The following is a 19,063-nucleotide window of genomic DNA, read 5'->3' as shown; positions in this document are numbered from 1 at the left end:
GTCCAGAAAAGAAATCGGCGCAATCATAACGTCGGTGTCCTGGCAGAAAAACCCGGTAGCAAAAGCGTCATCGATCGAGAAGCTCAGAAGCGCCAGGGATAGACGCCGAAACGTGCGAAATGCCACGCCGCAAATCTGTCTTTTTCTTTCAATCAAGCGACACTCCGCGTTTTTGCCCCCAGCAGCCAGCTTTTCAAGCGAACGACCGGCGCACTACACTGTACCGGTACAGTTGCCAGGGGCATTTCCGACGGATATTCGCGATATCTGGTTCGGTTCTGCGACTCAAGGCCGCCGGAACTATAAAAATTACAACAGTAAGAGTGGAGCACTATGAATAAGGCTACTAAGCAGATTTCCAAACTGTTTGCCGCTATGGTCCTGGCAGGTGTTGCCGGCCATTCGTTCGCAGCTGACACCATCAAGATCGGTATCGCCGGGCCCAAGACAGGCCCTGTAGCACAGTACGGAGACATGCAGTTCAGTGGCGCCAAGATGGCCATTGAACAGATCAACGCCAAGGGCGGCGTGAACGGCAAGAAACTCGAAGCCGTCGAATACGACGATGCCTGCGATCCCAAGCAGGCCGTGGCCGTCGCCAACAAAGTGGTCAACGATGGCGTCAAGTATGTCGTCGGCCACCTCTGCTCCAGCTCCACTCAACCCGCCTCCGATATCTATGAAGATGAAGGCGTGGTGATGATCACCCCCGCCGCCACCAGCCCTGACATCACCGCCCGTGGCTACAAGATGGTGTTCCGCACCATCGGCCTGGACAGCGCCCAGGGCCCGGCCGCCGGCAACTACATCGCCGACCACGTGAAACCCAAGATCGTCGCGGTGCTCCACGACAAGCAGCAATACGGTGAAGGCATCGCCACCGCCGTGAAGCAGACCCTGGAGAAGAAAGGCACCAAGGTCGCCGTGTTCGAAGGCATCAACGCCGGCGACAAGGACTTCTCCTCCCTGGTGGCCAAGCTCAAGCAAGCCAACGTCGACTTCGTCTACTACGGCGGCTACCACCCGGAACTGGGCCTGATCCTGCGCCAAGCCCAGGAAAAAGGCCTGAAGGCCAAGTTCATGGGTCCGGAAGGTGTCGGCAACGACTCCATCTCGCAGATCGCCAAGGACGCTTCCGAAGGCCTGCTGGTGACCCTGCCCAAGTCCTTCGACCAGGACCCGGCCAACGTCGCCCTGGCCGATGCGTTCAAGGCCAAGAAAGAAGACCCGAGCGGTCCTTTCGTATTCCCTTCCTACTCCGCGGTTGAAGTGATCGCCGGAGCCATTGCCAACGCCAAGAGCGAAGACGCGGCCAAAGTCGCCGAAGCCATCCACGCAGGCACCTTCAAGACCCCGACCGGCGACCTGAGCTTCGACGCCAAGGGCGACCTGAAGGACTTCAAGTTCGTGGTCTACGAGTGGCACTTCGGCAAGCCCAAGACCGAAGTCTCGCCTCAGTAAGGCTGGCCCTGGCTGACTGCCGATAAAGCCCACGGCTTTGCCGTGGGCTTTGTTTTACGAATGTATGGGCCGCGCTCCCGTGATCCGGGAGCCTGCCCACCTGAAAATCTCAAAACCGTCATCAGCGGTTCGCTGGCAAAGTCCAGCCCGAAGTGGGTGCAGACCTACGGGGCCTGGACGGGAAAATGACTCCACCAGTGAAATGCGTATCAGGTTTTTAGGAGCGTTGTAATGCCTGACATCTATCACTTCTTCCAACAGCTGGTTAACGGTCTCACCGTTGGCAGCACGTATGCCTTGATCGCCATCGGCTATACGATGGTCTACGGCATCATTGGAATGATCAACTTCGCCCACGGCGAGGTCTACATGATCGGTTCCTACGTGGCGTTCATCGCCATCGCCGGACTGGCCATGATGGGACTCGACAGCGTCCCACTCCTGATGACCGCGGCCTTCATCGCGAGCATCGTCGTCACCAGCGCCTACGGCTACAGCATCGAACGGATCGCCTACCGCCCCTTGCGTGGCAGTAACCGCCTGATCCCGCTGATCTCCGCCATCGGCATGTCGATCTTCCTGCAGAACACCGTTCTGCTGGCGCAGGACTCCAAGGACAAGTCCATTCCCAACCTGATCCCGGGCAGCTTCTCCATCGGCCCAGGTGGCGCACAGGAAGTGCTGGTCTCCTACATGCAGATCGTGGTGTTCGTGGTGACCCTCATCGCCATGCTCGGCCTGACCCTGTTCATCTCCCGCTCTCGCCTGGGTCGCGCTTGCCGTGCCTGCGCCGAGGACATCCGGATGGCCAACCTGCTGGGTATCAACACCAACAACATCATCGCCCTGACCTTCGTGATCGGCGCTGCGCTGGCGGCCATCGCCGCCGTGCTGCTGAGCATGCAATACGGGGTGATCAACCCCAACGCCGGCTTCCTGGTGGGCCTGAAGGCCTTCACTGCGGCGGTCCTGGGCGGCATCGGCAGTATCCCGGGCGCGATGCTCGGCGGGCTGGTGCTGGGGGTGGCCGAAGCCTTTGGTGCCGACGTGTTCGGCGACCAGTACAAGGATGTGGTGGCGTTCGGCCTGTTGGTTCTGGTGCTGTTGTTCCGGCCGACCGGCATCCTGGGCCGTCCGGAGGTTGAGAAAGTATGACTAGGAATCTTAAATCGGCGCTGTTCAGCGCCCTGTTGGTCTGGGCAGTAGCGTATCCGGTACTGGGCCTGAAACTGAGTATCGTCGGCATCAACCTGGAAGTGCACAACACCAGCCCGACCATCCTCGCCACCATCGCGGTGTGCTCGGTCCTGATGTTCCTGCGGGTGCTGTTCCATAGCCAGGTCAGCGCCATGTGGAAGTCCTCGCCGAAAATGCCGCTGATCCCGGCCAAGGCCAGCAACTTCCTGACCCTGCCCAGCACCCAGCGCTGGCTGATCCTGGCCCTGATCGTCGGCGCCCTGGTCTGGCCGTTCTTCGGCTCCCGCGGCGCGGTGGACATCGCCACGCTGATCCTGATCTACGTGATGCTCGGCCTGGGCCTGAACATCGTGGTCGGTCTGGCCGGCCTGCTGGACCTGGGCTACGTGGGGTTCTACGCCGTCGGCGCCTACAGCTACGCGCTGCTGTCGCACTACTTCGGCCTGAGCTTCTGGATCTGCCTGCCCATCGCCGGCCTGATGGCGGCCACCTTCGGCTTCCTGCTGGGCTTCCCGGTACTGCGCCTGCGCGGTGACTACCTGGCGATCGTGACCCTGGGCTTCGGTGAGATCATCCGCCTGCTGCTGCGCAACATGACCGACCTGACCGGCGGCCCCAACGGCATCAGCAACATCGAGAAACCGACCTTCTTCGGCCTGAGCTTCGAGCGCAAGGCAGCGGAAGGCATGCAGACCTTCCACGAGTTCTTCGGCCTGCAATACAACTCGATCAACAAGGTGATCTTCCTCTACCTGGTGGCGCTGCTGCTGGCCTTGTTCGCGCTGTTCGTGATCAACCGCCTGCTGCGCATGCCGATCGGCCGCGCCTGGGAAGCCCTGCGCGAAGACGAGATCGCCTGCCGCGCCCTGGGCCTGAACCCCACCGTGATCAAGCTCTCGGCCTTCACCCTGGGCGCCTGCTTCGCCGGTTTCGCCGGCAGCTTCTTCGCCGCCCGCCAAGGCCTGGTGACCCCGGAGTCCTTCACCTTCATCGAGTCGGCGATCATCCTCGCCATCGTGGTGCTCGGTGGCATGGGCTCGCAACTGGGGGTGATCCTCGCGGCGATCGTGATGATCCTGTTGCCTGAAATGATGCGTGAATTCAGCGAATACCGGATGTTGATGTTCGGCGCCATGATGGTGCTGATGATGATCTGGCGTCCTCAAGGTCTGCTGCCCATGCAACGTCCTCACATGGAGCTGCGCAAATGAGCCGCGAGATCCTGAAAGTTACCGGGCTGTCCATGCGCTTCGGCGGCCTGCTGGCGGTCAACGGCGTGGGCCTGACCGTCAAGGAAAAACAGGTGGTGGCGCTGATCGGCCCGAACGGCGCCGGCAAGACCACGGTGTTCAACTGCCTCACCGGCTTCTACCAGCCCAGCTCCGGCACCATCCTGCTCGATGGCGAGCCGATCCAGGGCCTGACCGGCCACAAGATCGCCCGCAAGGGCGTGGTGCGGACCTTCCAGAACGTGCGGTTGTTCAAGGACATGACCGCGGTCGAGAACCTCTTGATCGCCCAGCATCGCCACTTGAACACCAACTTCCTGGCCGGCCTGTTCAAGACCCCGGCGTTCCGCAAGAGCGAGCGCGAGGCCATGGAGTACGCCGGCTACTGGCTGGACAAGGTCAACCTGCGCGAGTTCGCCAACCGTCCCGCCGGGACCCTGGCCTACGGTCAGCAGCGACGCCTGGAAATCGCCCGCTGCATGATGACCCGGCCACGGATCCTCATGCTCGACGAGCCGGCCGCCGGCCTCAACCCCAGGGAAACCGAGGATCTCAAGGCCCTGATCGGCGTGCTGCGTGAAGAGCACAACGTCACCGTGCTGCTGATCGAGCACGACATGAAGCTGGTCATGAGCATTTCCGACCACATCGTCGTGATCAACCAGGGCACGCCGCTGGCCGACGGTACGCCGGAACAGATCCGCGACAATCCCGAAGTGATCAAAGCCTACCTGGGGGAAGCGTAAATGCTGCAGTTCGAGAACGTTTCCACCTACTACGGCAAGATCCAGGCCCTGCACAGCGTCAACGTCGAGATCCGCCAAGGCGAAATCGTCACCCTGATCGGCGCCAACGGCGCCGGCAAGTCCACCCTGCTGATGACCCTCTGCGGTTCGCCACAGGCCCACAGCGGCAGCATTCGCTACCTGGGCGAGGAGCTGGTGGGACAAAGCTCGGCGCAGATCATGCGCAAGAGCATCGCCGTGGTGCCCGAAGGACGCCGGGTCTTCGCCCGCCTGACGGTGGAGGAGAACCTGGCCATGGGCGGCTTCTTCACCGACAAGGGTGACTACCAGGAACAGATGGACAAGGTCCTGCACCTGTTCCCACGGCTCAAGGAACGCTTCACCCAGCGTGGCGGCACCATGTCCGGCGGCGAACAGCAAATGCTCGCCATCGGCCGGGCGCTGATGAGCAAGCCCAAGCTGTTGCTCCTGGACGAACCGTCCCTGGGCCTGGCGCCGATCATCATCCAGCAGATCTTCGACATCATCGAACAGCTGCGCCGCGACGGCGTGACGGTGTTCCTGGTGGAGCAGAACGCCAACCAGGCGTTGAAGATCGCCGACCGCGCCTATGTGCTGGAGAACGGCCGGGTGGTGATGCAAGGCACCGGCGAAGCGCTGCTGACCGATCCCAAGGTCCGTGACGCCTATCTCGGCGGCTAAGCGCCAGCGGAACCAGAAACGGCCCTTCGGGGCCGTTTTTTTTCGGGGCCAATAAAAAATCGCCAGGGGCTGTAACGAATCGCCAGGTGCCGTCTCTAGTAGGACAAGCGAGCACAAATGCTTCCTTGTCCAAACCCAACCCTGGAGAAACAACATGAGCCATCCTCGTACCCTGTCCGCCACTGCCCTGGTCCTGGCGCTGGGCTCTGCCCTGAGCATCGCCGCCCTGCCGGTCACGGCCCATGCCGAGGGCGACATGGAGAAGTGCTTCGGCGTCGCCATGAAGGGCAAGAACGATTGCGCGGCAGGTGCTGGAACCACCTGCGCGGGCACCTCGAAGACCGACCATCAGGCCAACGCCTGGAAACTGGTGCCCAAGGGCACCTGCGAGAAAACCGCCAGCAACACCTCGCCCACCGGCTTCGGCCAACTCGCGGCCTTCAAGGCCAAGTCCTGATGCCGCGGCCTGAGTGTCGATCATGAACATGCCCCTGAACCCGCACCGCCACGACGACACTCGGGCCTTGGCGCCAAGCCTGCCGCCTCGCGCTGGCCTGGGGCTCAAGACCGAGCACTTCAAGCAAGTGCTCGGCCAACGGCCCGACATCGGTTTCTTCGAGGTCCATGCCGAGAACTACATGGTGGACGGCGGCCCCTTCCATCACTACCTGGGCCTGATTCGCGAGCACTACCCGCTGTCGCTGCATGGTGTCGGCCTGTCCATCGGTGGCGAAGGCCCACTGGACAGCCAGCACCTGGCGCGCCTGGCGGCCTTGATCGAGCGCTACCAGCCCCAGTCCTTTTCGGAGCACCTGGCCTGGTCCAGCCATGGCCCGGTGTTTCTCAACGACTTGTTGCCCCTGGCCTATGACCAACCGACCCTGCAACGGGTCTGCGAACACGTCGACCAGGTACAGCAACGCCTGGGTCGCCAGCTGTTGCTGGAGAACCCGGCCACCTACCTGCAGTTCCAGCGCTCGACCCTGGATGAGCCGGACTTCATCAGCGAGGTGGTCCGCCGCAGCGGTTGCGGCCTCTTGCTGGACATCAACAACCTGCATGTCTGCTGCGTCAATCACCAGCGTGAGCCCCTGGCCTACCTGCAGGCGCTGCCATTGCATGCCGTAGGGGAAATCCACCTGGCAGGCTTTGCCGAGGACCGCGATGGGCTGGGAGATCGCCTGTTGATCGACGACCACGGCGCCCCGGTGGACGATGCCGTCTGGGCCCTGTACCAGCAAGTCCTGGAACGTATCGGCCCCATGGCCACGCTGATCGAAAGAGACAATCGCATTCCGCCCTTCGCCACCCTGCAGGCCGAAGCCGGCAAGGCCGAGGCGTTGCTGCGCCAGATCAAGGAGCGCACATGAGCAGCCAGGCTGAGTTCACCAGGGCCCTGCTGGACACCGGGCGGGCCTGCCCGCCGGGCCTGTGCAGCAGCAACGGCGCCGATCCGGCCAGCCGCTTCGCGGTCTATCGCAACAATGTGCAGGGCTCGCTGATCAACGCCCTGGCAGACAGCTACCCGGTGGTGGAGCAACTGGTGGGCCAAGCGTTTTTCAAGGCCATGGCCCGAACCTATATCGAGCGCCAGCCTCCCAGCACCCCACGGCTCAACGATTACGGCGAGGGGTTTGCCGAATTCATCGATGACTTCGCTCCGGCCGCCTCCTTGCCCTACCTGGGCGATATCGCCCGCCTGGAACGCTTGCGGGTCGAGAGTTATCACGCCGCCGATGCCCGGCCATTGGCAGCGGCGCAACTGCAAGAAGCCATGAGCCGACCAGAGCAGCTTGGCCGGTTGCACCTGCACCCGCATCCATCGCTGCGCAGCCTGCAATCGAGCTACGCCGTGGCCAGCCTGTGGGCCGCGCACCAGGATGGCCGGCAATGGCCATCGTTCTATCTGCATCGGGAACAACACATCCTGGTGCTACGCAACGCCCTGGAGGTCGAGGTACTGGTGGTGGATGCCGGCTGCCTGGCCTTCACCGACAGCCTGCGCGCCCGGCAACCGCTGGCGGTCGCCGCCGCCCAGGCCCTGGACGCCCAAGCCGACTTCGACCTGGGCCGCTGCCTGGGCCTGCTGCTTGGCCACGGCGCACTCATTGACTTGTAACCGCAGAAGAAGACCGATCATGAATACCCGGACCCACTCCCCTATCGCCAACCTGCTGATGCGGGCCTGCCAGAAACTGGAACTCATCCCCTACAGCCTGGTGGCCTTCATCGCGCGCTTCAGTATTGCCGCGGTGTTCTGGAAATCCGGGCAGACCAAGGTCGAAGGACTGGCCATCGACCTGGTTTCCGGGACGTTCGAGTTCGGTTGGCCGCACCTGGCGGACTCGACCATTCCCTTGTTCCAGAGCGAGTACCACTTGCCGATACTGGCTCCGGAACTGGCGGCGCACCTGGCGGCCTTCGCCGAGCATTTTTTCCCGGTGTTGATTCTGTTCGGCCTGGCCACGCGCTTTTCTGCCCTGGCGCTGCTGGGCATGACCCTGGTGATCCAGTTGTTCGTCTACCCGGACGCCTACCCCACCCACGGCACCTGGATCGCCATCTTCTTGCTGTTGCTGGCCCGTGGGCCGGGCACATTCTCCATCGACCACCTGCTTTGCCGCAGGCTGCGCTGAAGCCCTGGAAGGTCCTGCGGACCCAGCTCGTTTCGTCTGGCCGTGGCCGCCGTTACAAGCGGTCCAGGGCTTCGCCACTGCGGCGGAACCAATCCATCAGGTAATCGGCCAGGACCTGGGTGCGCCTGGGTAATCCACCCTGGTAGGGATGCACCAGGTACATGGGCATGCTGCGGGTCTGGTAGTCCCGCAGCAGCCAGCGCAGGCGACCATCGGCCAGCTCGCCATGCAGCACATAGGATGGCAGCCGGGCGATACCGGCCCCCACCAGGGCGGCCTTTTTCAGCAGGTTGTAGTGATTGCTGGCGAACGGCCCGTTGACCCGCACCCGCAACAGCTCGTGACGCTGGTGGTAGAGCCATTCTTCACGCCCGCTGTAGTGGCTGTTGAGCAAGCAGCGATGGTTGGCCAGTTCCATGGGCGTGCGGGGCTCGCCGTATTGCTCCAGGTATGCCGGGCTGGCGCAGGTCATTTCATGCCAGGCCAGCAGTGGCCGGGCCACCAGGCGCTGGTCGTTGTCCACCGCGGAGCGCACCGCCAGGTCGAAGCCCTCACGGGCCAGGTCGCGGTAGGCATTGCTCAGGTCCAGTTCGATCTGCACCTGGGGATACTGCCGGGAGAACTCCAGCAACAGGCCGTCGAAAAAGGTTTCCCCCAGGGACACCGGCACCGTCAGGCGCACCGGGCCGGCGACATCGTCCTTGAGCCGGGCCAGGGCCTGGTGGGCGCGATCCACCTGGGCCACCAGCGCCTGGGCCTGGGGCAGCAGCGCGGCACCGGCGGCGGTCAGGTCCAGGCGGCGGGTGGTGCGTTGCAGCAGCACCACCGCGAACCGCGCCTCCAGGGCGCTGATGCGCTTGGACAGCTGGCCCTTGCTGCATCCCAGGCGTTGGGCCGCCAGGGTGAAACTGCCGGCCTCCACCAATACGGCAAAAGCCGCGAGGTCATCCATCTCGCTCATGGATTGTTTCCACCAGAAAACCAAAGGTTGCCTATTAGCGCGTTAATCCATGGAAAAAACCACTCTAGACTGCAACCTCATCTCCCTTCTCACGAGGAACAGCCCATGAAGATTCTCCTGATCGGTGCCAGCGGCACTGTTGGCTCGGCGGTGGACCGGGAACTGGCGCAACGCCATGACATCGTCCGTATCGGCCGCAACAGCGGCGACTTCCAGGTGGATATCAGCGACAGCCAGTCGATCCGCGCCCTGTTCGAGAAGACCGGCCGCTTCGATGCCCTGGTCTGCGCCGCCGGCAACGTCACCTTCGCGCCCCTGGGGGAGATGACCGCCGAACACTTCCAGCTGGGCCTGCAAGACAAGCTGATGGGCCAGGTCAACCTGCTGCTGATCGGCCGTGAGTACGCCAACGACGGGGGCTCCTTCACCTTCACCAGCGGAATCCTGGGCCATGACCCGATTCGCAGCGGTGCCTCGGCGGCCCTGGTCAACGGCGCCGTGGACAGCTTCGTCCGGGCCGCGGCCATCGAGCTGCCACGAGGCCTGCGGGTCAACTCGGTGAGCCCCAACGTGCTGGTGGAAGCCATGGGCAGCTACGCCCCGTACTTCCGCGGCTTCAAGCCGGTGCCGGCAGCGGACGTGGCGCTGGCCTACGCCAAGAGCGTGGAAGGCTTGCAGACCGGCCAGACCTACCACGTCGGCTGACGAAAAAATCCGGGGTTGTGATGAACGGTCGGGCTGCGTAACGTGTCGGCTTCCGCCTGGAGGCCCGATTGATGCGCACCGCCCGTTCCCTGCTCTGTTTCGCCCTGCTGCCGCTGTTCGCCGGTTGCCAGATGCTGCCCCTGTTCGATGACCAGCCCCAGGCTCCGTCCATGGCCGGGTTGACCCGGGTCCAGGGCGAGCTGAGCGCGGCGGACGGCAAGCTGCTGTTCAAGCCTTGCAGCGAAGACCGGCGCTACGTGGTCAGCGATGGTGGCGGCACCAGCGTGCTGCAGGAGGCCGCCACCCTGGCGGAAAAACAGGGCAAGCTGTTCGCCGACCTGCGGGGCAAACTCTCCGCCAGCGGCAGCGGCGATGGCCAGCTGGACCTGCGCCAGCTGTATCGGGTGGAGCGCTCCAACGCCTGTGGCGATCCCAACTTCCAGCGCCTGATCCTGCGTGCCAGCGGCAAGAACCCGAACTGGAAGGTCGACGTCAACGCCCGTGGCATGCGCATCGAGCGTGACGGCCAGCCGCCCCTGGCCCTGCCCTACCTGGAGGAACAACTGGGCGATGGCCGCTTCAACCTCACCAGCGAAGCCAACAACCAGCGCGTCGAACTCTGGGTCGCCCCGCAACGTTGCGTCGACAGCCAGACCGGCAGCGTCCAGCACCTGAGCGCCGAGCTGCGAGTGGACGGCCAGGTCCAGCGCGGCTGCGGTTACTTCGGCGGCTCGCGCAACGACTGATTCGACGAGCAGCCGTTTTAACCTCACGGCCAGGGCGGATTGCGGCTTATAATCGCCGGTTTGTGCAAAGCAAGCCGGCGCACTGTCGCGCACCGCCTATCCGGACCCCGTCATGTTACGAATCACCGAACTCAAGTTGCCGCTCGACCATCCCGATGAAGACCTGCGCACCGCCATCGTGCAGCGCCTGGGGATCGCCAGCGACGACCTGCTGGACTTCACCCTGTTCAAGCGCAGCTACGACGCGCGCAAGAAGTCCTCGGAACTGTTGTTCATCTACACCATCGATCTCAACGTGCGCGACGAGGCGGCCCTGCTGCAAAAGTTCGCCGACGACCGCAACGTCAACCCGGCGCCGGACGTCAGCTACAAGTTCGTCGGCCAGGCCCCCGCCGGGCAGCAACAGCGACCGATCGTGGTGGGCTTCGGCCCGTGCGGTATCTTCGCCGGCCTGCTGCTGGCGCAGATGGGCTTCAAGCCGATCGTGCTCGAACGCGGCAAGGAAGTGCGCCAGCGCACCAAGGACACCTGGGGCTTGTGGCGCAAGAGCGTGCTCAACCCCGAATCCAACGTGCAGTTCGGCGAAGGCGGCGCCGGGACCTTCTCCGACGGCAAGCTGTACAGCCAGATCAAGGACCCGCAGCACCATGGCCGCAAGGTCCTGGAAGAGTTCGTCAAGGCCGGTGCACCGGAAGAAATCCTCTACATCAACAAGCCGCACATCGGCACCTTCCGCCTGACCAGCATGGTCGAGAAGATGCGCGAGGAGATCATCAACCTGGGCGGCGAGGTGCGCTTCGAGCAGAAGGTCACCGACCTGCTCACCGAGGGCGAGCAACTGACCGGCGTAGTCCTGGAAAGCGGCGAGCAACTGGAATCGCGCCATGTGGTCCTGGCCCTGGGCCACAGCGCCCGCGACACTTTCCGCATGCTCCACGCCAAGGGCGTGTTCATGGAGGCCAAGCCCTTCTCGGTAGGGTTCCGCATCGAACACCCGCAATCGCTGATCGACAAGGCGCGCCTGGGCAAGTACGCCGGCCACCCGAAGCTCGGCGCCGCCGACTACAAGCTGGTGCACCACGCCAAGAACGGCCGCTCGGTATACAGCTTCTGCATGTGCCCGGGCGGCACCGTGGTAGCGGCCACCAGCGAGCCGAACCGGGTCGTCACCAATGGCATGAGCCAGTACTCGCGTAACGAGCGCAACGCCAACTCCGGCATCGTCGTGGGCATCACCCCGGAAGTGGATTACCCGGGCGGCCCGCTGGCGGGCATCGAGTTCCAGGAGCGCCTGGAGTCCCTCGCCTTCGTCCTCGGCGGCAGCAATTACCAGGCCCCGGCGCAGCTGGTGGGCGACTTCATCGCCGGCAAGCCCAGCACCGCCGTCGGCAGCGTCGAGCCGTCCTACAAACCCGGAGTGAGCCTGGGCGACCTGGCGCTGGCGCTGCCGGACTTCGCCATCGAGGCCATCCGCGAGGCCCTGCCGGCCTTCGAACGGCAGATCAAGGGTTATTCCCTGCATGACGCGGTGCTGACCGGGATCGAGACCCGCACCTCGTCGCCACTGCGCATCACCCGTGACGCCTCGATGCAGAGCCTGAACCTCAAGGGCCTGTTCCCGGCCGGCGAAGGCGCCGGTTATGCCGGGGGCATCCTGTCCGCCGGCGTCGACGGCATTCGCATCGCCGAAGCCGTGGCCCGCGATATCCTCGGCATCCAGGCCTGAAGCAAGGATGGGGGGAGCCGCCGCAACGGCTTCCCCCTGGCTTCAGATGCCGGCGCGCAACACGCTGGCAGGCAAGGCGGCTCCCTGCTCGACACTGGCCGCTACCGCTTCGATCAACTCCGCCAACTCGTAGCCCTGCTCCGCCAGCCAGCGCTCATCGTAGTAGGTGGTCGCATAACGCTCGCCGCCGTCACAGAGAATCGCCACGATCGATCCCGCCTCGCCAGCGGCGGCCATCTGCTGGGCGGCCATCAGCGCCCCCACCAGGTTGGTCCCGCTGGAGCCACCGACCCGCCGTCCCAGGCGCCGAGCCAGGTAATGCATGGCGGCCAGGGACAGGGCGTCCGGGACCTTGACCATGGCGTCGATCACCTGGGGCAGGAACGAAGCCTCGACCCGTGGCCGGCCGATGCCTTCGATCCGTGAGCCGCAGTCCAGGCGCAAGCTGGCATCGCCGCTGTTGTAGTAGTCGAAGAACACCGAGCGTTCGGCATCGGCGCACAGCACCCGGGTCTGGTGCTGGCGATAGCGCACGTAGCGCCCCAGGGTCGCGGTGGTACCGCCAGTGCCGGGACTGGAGATCAGCCAGGCCGGCTCCGGGTAACGCTCGAAGCGCAGTTGCTGGAAGATCGATTCAGCGATGTTGTTGTTGGCCCGCCAGTCGGTGGCGCGCTCGGCATAGGTGAACTGGTCCATGAAGTGTCCGCCACTCTCGCGGGCCAGGCGCTCGGACTCGGCATAGATCTGCGTCGGGTCCTGCACCAGGTGGCTCTTGCCGCCATAGAAGGCGATCTGGGCGATCTTCTCCTGGGAGGTGGTGGCCGGCATCACCGCAATGAAGGGCAAGCCCAGCAGTCGCGCGAAGTAGGCTTCGGAGATCGCCGTGGAGCCGCTGGAGGCTTCGATCACCGGCGCCCCGGGCTTGAGCCAGCCATTGCACAAGGCATAGAGGAACAACGAACGAGCCAGGCGATGCTTGAGGCTGCCGGTGGGATGGCTCGATTCGTCCTTGAAATACAGTTCGATGCCCGGATGACCGGCCAGGGGCAAGGGGATCAGATGGGTGTCGGCACTGCGCTGGAAGTCGGCTTCGATGATGCGGATGGCCTCGCGGGCCCACTGGCGATTGTCGCTCATGTTCTATTCTCGTCGGATCGAACGCCATACCGGCGCAAGAAGATGAAATGCACCCGGCGCAGGAGATCCAGGTCGGGACCGCTGGCATTTTTTCGTGGATGGAAAAGCCCTGCGGCCCACTGCCGCCGGACATGTTAGGAAATAACTCGCAGCCCTGACAGGTACAGCTGTGAAGCAATTGGAAACACAACTTCCAAGAGCGTTTTTCAGCAGGCCGCTTGCCCTCTATATATAACAAAAAAGAATATAACTTTTGTTTTAACAACCAACTGTACGGGTTAGGGTGTGCCACCTTGTTTGCTTTTAGATGGAGAGCGCCCCTTGCCTCTGCGTAGTACTTTCACTCGTTTCTTTGCCATGGAGGCAGCCAGCGGCCTGTTGCTGATCGCTGCGGCCATCCTTGCGCTGATCATCAACAACTCGCCCCTGTCCTGGTTGTACAACGGCCTGCTGGAAACCCCGGTGGTGGCCCAGGTCGGCGCCTTGAAGATCGCCAAGCCGCTGCTGCTGTGGATCAACGACGGCCTGATGGCCCTGTTCTTCCTGCTGATCGGCCTGGAGGTCAAGCGTGAAGTCCTGGACGGCCAGCTGTCCAAGCCTTCGCAGGTAGTGCTGCCAGGGGCCGCGGCCATCGGCGGCATGCTGGTACCGGCGCTGATCTACTGGTTCCTCAACCGCGACAACCCGCCGGCCCTCAACGGCTGGGCGATCCCCACCGCCACCGACATCGCCTTCGCCCTCGGGGTCCTGGCGCTGCTGGGCAAGCGGGTACCGACCTCGCTGAAGCTGTTCCTGATGACCCTGGCGATCATCGATGACCTGGGCGCCATCGTGATCATCGCGATCTTCTATTCCGGTGCCCTGTCGACTTTGTCGCTGATGCTGGCGGCGGCCTGCATCGCGGCGCTGGTGGCGATGAACCGCCTGGGCGTGGTCAAGCTCGGGCCCTACATGATCATCGGCCTGATCCTCTGGGTCTGCGTACTCAAGAGCGGCGTCCACGCGACCCTGGCGGGCGTGACCCTGGCCTTCTGCATTCCCTTGCGCACCCGCAATGTCGAGCCTTCGCCGCTGCTGGCCCTGGAACATGCACTGCATCCCTGGGTGTCGTTCGGCATCCTGCCACTGTTCGCCTTCGCCAACGCCGGCTTGTCGCTGAGCGGCGTGACCGTCGAGAGCTTCACCCACTTCGTGCCGATGGGCATCGCCGTCGGCCTGCTGCTGGGCAAGACGGTCGGGGTATTCGGCCTGACCTGGCTGGCGGTCAAGACCGGTCTTGCGGCCCTGCCGGCCGGGGCCAACTGGGGCCAGGTGTTCGGCGTGGCGATTCTCTGCGGGATCGGCTTCACCATGAGCCTGTTCGTCGGCTCCCTGGCGTTCGTCCCGGGCAGTAGCGAGTATGCCGGCATGGATCGCATGGGCATCCTCACCGGCTCGCTGTTCGCCGCCCTGATCGGCTATGCCGTCACCGCCGCAGCCAGCCGCAAGAGCACCTCCCTGGCGTCCTGATCGGCGAAGTTCTCCCCGCCTGAAAACACAAAACCCCGGTCAGTTGCCTGGCCGGGGTTTTGTTTGGCTGAAGGATAATCAGCGAGTTACACGGCTGGTGCCGTTGACGGTCATGATGCGTACGCGGTCGCCAACACGGAACACTTCGTTTTCCTGAACTTGCTGTACATAGGCGCGCATGCTGCCGTCGTCTTCACGCACGGTGATCTCCACGCCCTGGGTACGGGTCAGCCCTTCTTCGGTAGCCGAGCCGAGCAGGCCGCCAGCCACGGCACCGATGACTGCGGTGACGATACTGCCACGGCCACCACCGATGGCGCTGCCGCCCACACCGCCGATCACTGCACCAGCAGCGCCGCCGATTGGGGTCTTGGTGCCTTCGATCTTCACTGGACGCAGGGATTCGATGGTGCCCAGACGCACGTTTTGCACACGACGCGCTTCATCACGGGAATAGGAATCACCGGTCAGGTTGGAGGCGCAACCGCCGAGCAACATGGCCATCGTGGTAAAGGACGCAACCAGCAAAACAGACTTACGCATAGGATCAACTCCAAGGGACAATAAATCATTAGACTCCGCAGCTTGACACCTGTCACGGCGCCGCCCGGATAAAATTGCTTTCATTCAGCCCAAGTACAGGCTGCGTGAACTCCGGACACTCTCGCTACGGTAGCCCCAGCCTCCAGCATAACGCTATCGAACAAAGGATTTTCCATGGATTACTTCATCATCTTCGTGGTCACGATCGCCGGCCTGTACTTCCACTGGTGGCTGTACGTACGTATCAAGCGCTGGACGGACCGGGACCTGGCGTTATCGATGGCCGGGACGGACGCCCAGAAGAAGCAATACATGTTGCAACAATTGGCCGAAGCCCAACGCCAGAAAGTAAAACGCCGGGATCTGCCGCAATGGCTGGAAGCCGCTGCGGCAGGTTATCCCGGCGAGTGATCCAGAAGCTTCAGGGAGCCAGGCGTTCACGCACCCACTGCAGGTCCTGCAGCCGATAGTTCAAGCGATCATGCAGGCGGCTGGGGCGCCCCTGCCAGAACTCGATACGCTCCGGCAGCAACCGGTAACCACCCCAGTGCTCGGGGCAGTCGGGCTGGCTGTCACTGAAGCGTGCCTCGGTGGCCTTGAGCAGCTCTTGCAGTTCGCCACGATCGGCAATCACCCGGCTCTGCGGTGATGCCCAGGCGCCCAGGCGGCTGCCCAAGGGACGTACCTGATAATAGGCATCGGATTCCTCGGCAGAGACCTTGACCACCCGACCCTCGATCCGCACCTGGCGCTCCAGGGTCGGCCAGAAGAAGGTCATGGCGGCAAAAGGCCGCGCGGCCAGCTGCTGGCCCTTGGCGCTCTCATAGTTGGTGAAGAAGGTGAAACCCTGCTCATCCAGTCCCTTGAGCAACAGGATGCGGCAATGGGGACGACCGTCGGCATCGACGGTCGCCAGGGTCATGGCATTGGCTTCCACCGGTGGCTGCTCGGTCTGTACCGCTTCGGCGAACCACTGATGAAACAGTACGAAGGGTTCGGCCGGAGCCTGGGCCTCGGACAAGCCGTCACGAGCGTAGTCGCGACGCATGTCAGCCAGAGACTGGGTCATGCCTGCTGTTCCTTATCCTGGAAGATCAGTTCTTGGCCTGGGCGGTAGCCGTCGGGTTCTTGGCCGCGGCCACGGTCTTCTTGGCCGGAGCCTTCTTGGCCGCAGGCTTGGCAGCGGGTTTCTTGGCCGCGGTGGATTTCTTCGCCGGGGCTGCCGCCTTCTTGCTGGCCGGAGCCGGGACCGGTGGCTTGGCGTCCTGGATAGCGACCATTTCGGTTTCGGATGGGGTCGGCTGGTTGTACTTGCTCAGCAGGCCCAACAGGGTGCTGCGCTGGGTCAGCATGATTTCCACCCGACGGTTCAACGAACGGCCTTGCGGGCTGTCGTTGGCGGCACGCGGCATCACCGCGCCCATGCCACGCAGCATCAGGCGGTCCTGCTTCAGGCCGCTGAGGCTGAAGATCGCGGCCACGGATTGGGCGCGGTCACGGCTCAGCTTCTGATTGGCCAGGGTCGGACCAGTCGCATCGGCATGGCCGAGAATCAGCACGGCGGTCTTCGGATCGCCTTCCACAGCCTTGGCCACGCGGGTGAACGGGCCCAGGGTCACCGGCAGCAGCATCGCCGGGCGATCCGGGTTGAAGGAAGCGTCCACCAATGCGGTGACTACCAGCACGTTCTCACGACGCTCCACCTGCAGCTTGCTGTCCTTCACGGCTTCACGCAGGCGCGGTTCATAGTCGTCGAGCCAGGCCTGGGTAATTTTCGGGTCGGGCATCGGGATGTCCGCCACGTTGACCTTGCTCAGGGGCTTGGGCTGGCTCTTGCCGAAAGGCCACCACCATGGGTTCTCGGCATCAGCGGCCTTGGCCACGACAGGAGCTGGAGCCGCTTCGGCCTTCTTGGCCTCGGCTACCGGCTTGTCGGCATCCTTGGAAGAGGAAAACGGCCACCACCAGTTGCCACCTTCAGCCTTGGCCGAAGCGTTCTCAGCCTCTGGGGCCGGGGCCGGAGCTGCCGCTACCGGAGCCGGCTCGGCGGCAGGAGCTGCCGGCTTGACTGCAGGAGTCTTGGCTGGCGCGGCTGCCTTGGCCGCTGGCGCTGCCTGCTTGGCGGAAGCCGTGGTCTTGCCAGCGGCAGCCGGAGCGCCCTTGGCCGCGACAGCCGGCTTGCCCGCGGGGGCTGCCGGAGCAGCCTCGGCCGTGGCTGGTTGTTCAGCGGCAGGAGCAGGAGCGGCTTCCTTGCTGGCGGCCTTGTCGCCTCCGAACGACCACCAATGGCTGCCGTCCGCTTCATTTTGTGGAGTTTGTGCGCAACCGGTAACGGTCAGGCAAATGGCCAAGGCTAGAGACTTGTTCGACGACATGGGATATCCACAAAATGAGATAAAAAGTTCGGTCTAAATAACCGCTACAAACAGACGCTTGGAAATTATAAAAGCCACAGGGTTCCGTCCTGCAGCTTTTCAAGCATGTTTAAGCAAAAAAGTTCTTAACAGCAACCTTTTTACAGACAATCCGACAAAACTCGCACCAACTTCTGTGCCCGCGGATCCATCAACACATAGGGACCCAGGGTGTTGGTGACGAAACCGAAAGCCACGTCATGCTCCGGATCGGCGAACCCGATGGAGCCCCCCGCCCCGGGATGTCCGAATGCCCGTGCCCCCAGGCCAAAGGTCGCGTTGGCCACCTGGGGCTGGTCGAGCATGCAGCCCAGACCGAAACGGGTCTGGGTCAACAGGGTCTTGTCCATGCCCAGGCTATGCTCCCGGGTCAGTTCCTCGAGCATCTCGGCCTCCAGCAAGCTGCCATCGAGCAAGCCGCTGTAGAAGCCGGCGAGGCTGCGGGCGTTGCCATGACCGTTGGCCGCTGGCTGCTGCATGCGCCGCCACTCGGGTTTATTGGTGCTGGTCATGATAGACGGTGGATTGGTAAATGCCCGGGTAGTCATCGCTTCGGGCTCGCGCATGGTCACCTGCAAAAGGCGCTGGGCCGCGGCATCGCCGACATTGCCCTTGCCGCGCGCGATATGCGCCACCCGGTGGAATTCCTCGTCGGCCAGGCCGATATGGAAATCCAGCCCCAGGGGCTTGGCCACCCGGGCCACGATCGATTCGCCAGGGCCACGGCCGTCGGCCCGGCGAATCAGCTCGCCCACCAACCAGCCATAGGTGATGGCGGCATAACCGTGACCTTCCCCCGGTGTCCACCAGGGTTGCTCGGCGGCCAGGGCGTCGACCATGGTCTGCCATTCGTACAGGGCCTGTGGCGGCAGCAACTCACGCAGGGCCGGCAACCCGGCCTGGTGGCACAGCAACTGGCGCAAGGTGATGGCCGCCTTGCCCGCCGCGGCGAATTCCGGCCAGTAGTCGGCCACCGGCGCGTCCAGCTTGAGCTTGCCCTCGGCCACCAACTGCAACGCGGTCACCGCGGCAAAAGTCTTGGTGCAGGAAAACAGGTTGGCGATGGTATCGCTGTGCCAGGCCTCGGCGCCGTCCTTGTCGGCCGTGCCGGCCCAGAGGTCGACCACGGTTTCCCCTCCGACCTGGATGCACAGCGCGGCGCCACGCTCCTGGGGATCTTCGAACAACGCCGCGAAGGCCTCGCGTACCGCCTCGAACTTGAGCTCGTAATGACCTTGAATCTGCACCCCTGAATCCCCCTGCGACAATGCTCGGCAACGTGGCGCGCATTGTTTCAGCCCCAGGGGAATTTGGGAACAACCAGGCCCTACCTGAGCAGGGCCCGAAAGTC

The 19,063-nt window shown here is 63.6% G+C and carries 20 protein-coding genes; 14 read left to right on the top strand and 6 right to left on the bottom strand.

Translation table 11 applies throughout. The features are described from left to right. Positions 1-333: 333 nt before the first annotated feature. From C4K40_RS06810 to C4K40_RS06770, 9 genes are all read left to right on the top strand, one after another. Positions 334-1,461 carry a branched-chain amino acid ABC transporter substrate-binding protein gene (locus C4K40_RS06810; protein WP_022642712.1) on the top strand — a complete coding sequence of 376 codons (1,128 nt, stop codon included), beginning with the start codon at positions 334-336 and terminating at the stop codon, positions 1,459-1,461. 231 nt (positions 1,462-1,692) lie between these two features. Next, positions 1,693-2,616, top strand: coding sequence for a high-affinity branched-chain amino acid ABC transporter permease LivH (gene livH / locus C4K40_RS06805; RefSeq protein WP_022642711.1), 924 nt, complete (start codon positions 1,693-1,695; stop codon positions 2,614-2,616). After that, entirely contained in the window at positions 2,613-3,869 is a 1,257-nt protein-coding gene (locus tag C4K40_RS06800; RefSeq protein WP_053135508.1) for a high-affinity branched-chain amino acid ABC transporter permease LivM, read from the top strand. The genes livH and C4K40_RS06800 overlap by 4 nt, the downstream gene beginning before the upstream one ends. Then, positions 3,866-4,633, top strand: coding sequence for a high-affinity branched-chain amino acid ABC transporter ATP-binding protein LivG (livG, locus tag C4K40_RS06795; RefSeq protein WP_053135511.1), 768 nt, complete (start codon positions 3,866-3,868; stop codon positions 4,631-4,633). Before C4K40_RS06800 ends, livG begins: the two co-directional genes overlap by 4 nt. Next, positions 4,634-5,335: an ABC transporter ATP-binding protein gene (locus C4K40_RS06790; protein ID WP_022642708.1), complete on the top strand. Its 702-nt coding sequence runs from the start codon at positions 4,634-4,636 to the stop codon at positions 5,333-5,335. A gap of 154 nt (positions 5,336-5,489) precedes the next feature. Further along, positions 5,490-5,792 carry a DUF2282 domain-containing protein gene (locus tag C4K40_RS06785; RefSeq protein ID WP_053135514.1) on the top strand — a complete coding sequence of 101 codons (303 nt, stop codon included), beginning with the start codon at positions 5,490-5,492 and terminating at the stop codon, positions 5,790-5,792. A 28-nt stretch (positions 5,793-5,820) separates the two neighbouring features. Then, positions 5,821-6,705 carry a DUF692 domain-containing protein gene (locus tag C4K40_RS06780; RefSeq protein ID WP_124421381.1) on the top strand — a complete coding sequence of 295 codons (885 nt, stop codon included), beginning with the start codon at positions 5,821-5,823 and terminating at the stop codon, positions 6,703-6,705. Continuing rightward, the gene (locus C4K40_RS06775) at positions 6,702-7,454 is read left to right on the top strand and encodes a DNA-binding domain-containing protein (protein ID WP_053135521.1); all 753 of its coding nucleotides are present in this window, start codon (positions 6,702-6,704) and stop codon (positions 7,452-7,454) included. Before C4K40_RS06780 ends, C4K40_RS06775 begins: the two co-directional genes overlap by 4 nt. A gap of 19 nt (positions 7,455-7,473) precedes the next feature. Then, a complete protein-coding gene (locus C4K40_RS06770; RefSeq protein WP_053135523.1) occupies positions 7,474-7,971 on the top strand; it encodes a DoxX family protein in 498 nt (165 codons plus the stop codon). 52 nt (positions 7,972-8,023) lie between these two features. Here the strand turns inward: C4K40_RS06770 and C4K40_RS06765 are convergent, their stop codons facing one another. Then, the gene (locus C4K40_RS06765; protein ID WP_022642703.1) at positions 8,024-8,932 is read right to left on the bottom strand and encodes a LysR family transcriptional regulator; all 909 of its coding nucleotides are present in this window, start codon (positions 8,930-8,932) and stop codon (positions 8,024-8,026) included. Positions 8,933-9,037: 105 nt separating this feature from the next. Here C4K40_RS06765 and C4K40_RS06760 point away from each other — a divergent pair, with 105 nt between their 5' ends. The 3 genes from C4K40_RS06760 to C4K40_RS06750 all read left to right on the top strand — a co-directional run bounded on the left by C4K40_RS06760 (position 9,038) and on the right by C4K40_RS06750 (position 12,109). Next, entirely contained in the window at positions 9,038-9,637 is a 600-nt protein-coding gene (locus C4K40_RS06760; protein WP_053135527.1) for a short chain dehydrogenase, read from the top strand. Positions 9,638-9,708: 71 nt separating this feature from the next. Beyond that, positions 9,709-10,383, top strand: a complete 675-nt coding sequence (locus C4K40_RS06755; protein ID WP_022642701.1) for a COG3650 family protein — start codon at positions 9,709-9,711, stop codon at positions 10,381-10,383. Positions 10,384-10,495: 112 nt separating this feature from the next. Further along, complete coding sequence (locus tag C4K40_RS06750) at positions 10,496-12,109, top strand: NAD(P)/FAD-dependent oxidoreductase (RefSeq protein ID WP_053135530.1); 1,614 nt, start codon at positions 10,496-10,498, stop codon at positions 12,107-12,109. 42 nt (positions 12,110-12,151) lie between these two features. Here the strand turns inward: C4K40_RS06750 and C4K40_RS06745 are convergent, their stop codons facing one another. After that, on the bottom strand, positions 12,152-13,246 hold the full coding sequence (locus tag C4K40_RS06745) for a PLP-dependent cysteine synthase family protein (RefSeq protein ID WP_022642699.1): 1,095 nt from the start codon (positions 13,244-13,246) through the stop codon (positions 12,152-12,154). Positions 13,247-13,567: 321 nt separating this feature from the next. On the opposite strand from C4K40_RS06745, the gene nhaA reads away from it, so the two are divergent. Continuing rightward, complete coding sequence (gene nhaA / locus C4K40_RS06740) at positions 13,568-14,755, top strand: Na+/H+ antiporter NhaA (protein ID WP_053135534.1); 1,188 nt, start codon at positions 13,568-13,570, stop codon at positions 14,753-14,755. Positions 14,756-14,833: 78 nt separating this feature from the next. Here the strand turns inward: nhaA and C4K40_RS06735 are convergent, their stop codons facing one another. Then, a complete protein-coding gene (locus C4K40_RS06735; RefSeq protein ID WP_031321034.1) occupies positions 14,834-15,298 on the bottom strand; it encodes a glycine zipper 2TM domain-containing protein in 465 nt (154 codons plus the stop codon). A gap of 174 nt (positions 15,299-15,472) precedes the next feature. Here C4K40_RS06735 and C4K40_RS06730 point away from each other — a divergent pair, with 174 nt between their 5' ends. After that, on the top strand, positions 15,473-15,709 hold the full coding sequence (locus C4K40_RS06730) for a hypothetical protein (RefSeq protein ID WP_022642696.1): 237 nt from the start codon (positions 15,473-15,475) through the stop codon (positions 15,707-15,709). A gap of 10 nt (positions 15,710-15,719) precedes the next feature. On the opposite strand, the gene pdxH is transcribed toward C4K40_RS06730, so the two are convergent. From pdxH to C4K40_RS06715, 3 genes are all read right to left on the bottom strand, one after another. Beyond that, positions 15,720-16,367: a pyridoxamine 5'-phosphate oxidase gene (gene pdxH, locus C4K40_RS06725; protein ID WP_053135537.1), complete on the bottom strand. Its 648-nt coding sequence runs from the start codon at positions 16,365-16,367 to the stop codon at positions 15,720-15,722. A gap of 25 nt (positions 16,368-16,392) precedes the next feature. Beyond that, positions 16,393-17,673 carry an OmpA family protein gene (locus tag C4K40_RS06720; protein ID WP_053135540.1) on the bottom strand — a complete coding sequence of 427 codons (1,281 nt, stop codon included), beginning with the start codon at positions 17,671-17,673 and terminating at the stop codon, positions 16,393-16,395. A 140-nt stretch (positions 17,674-17,813) separates the two neighbouring features. Next, positions 17,814-18,959, bottom strand: a complete 1,146-nt coding sequence (locus C4K40_RS06715) for a serine hydrolase domain-containing protein (RefSeq protein WP_022642693.1) — start codon at positions 18,957-18,959, stop codon at positions 17,814-17,816. Between the last annotated feature and the right edge of the window lie 104 nt (positions 18,960-19,063).

Origin of the sequence: Pseudomonas sp. CMR5c (assembly GCF_003850545.1) — a bacterium.
Lineage (GTDB): Bacteria > Pseudomonadota > Gammaproteobacteria > Pseudomonadales > Pseudomonadaceae > Aquipseudomonas > Aquipseudomonas piscis.
This window is presented reverse-complemented; position numbering and strand designations above follow the sequence as displayed.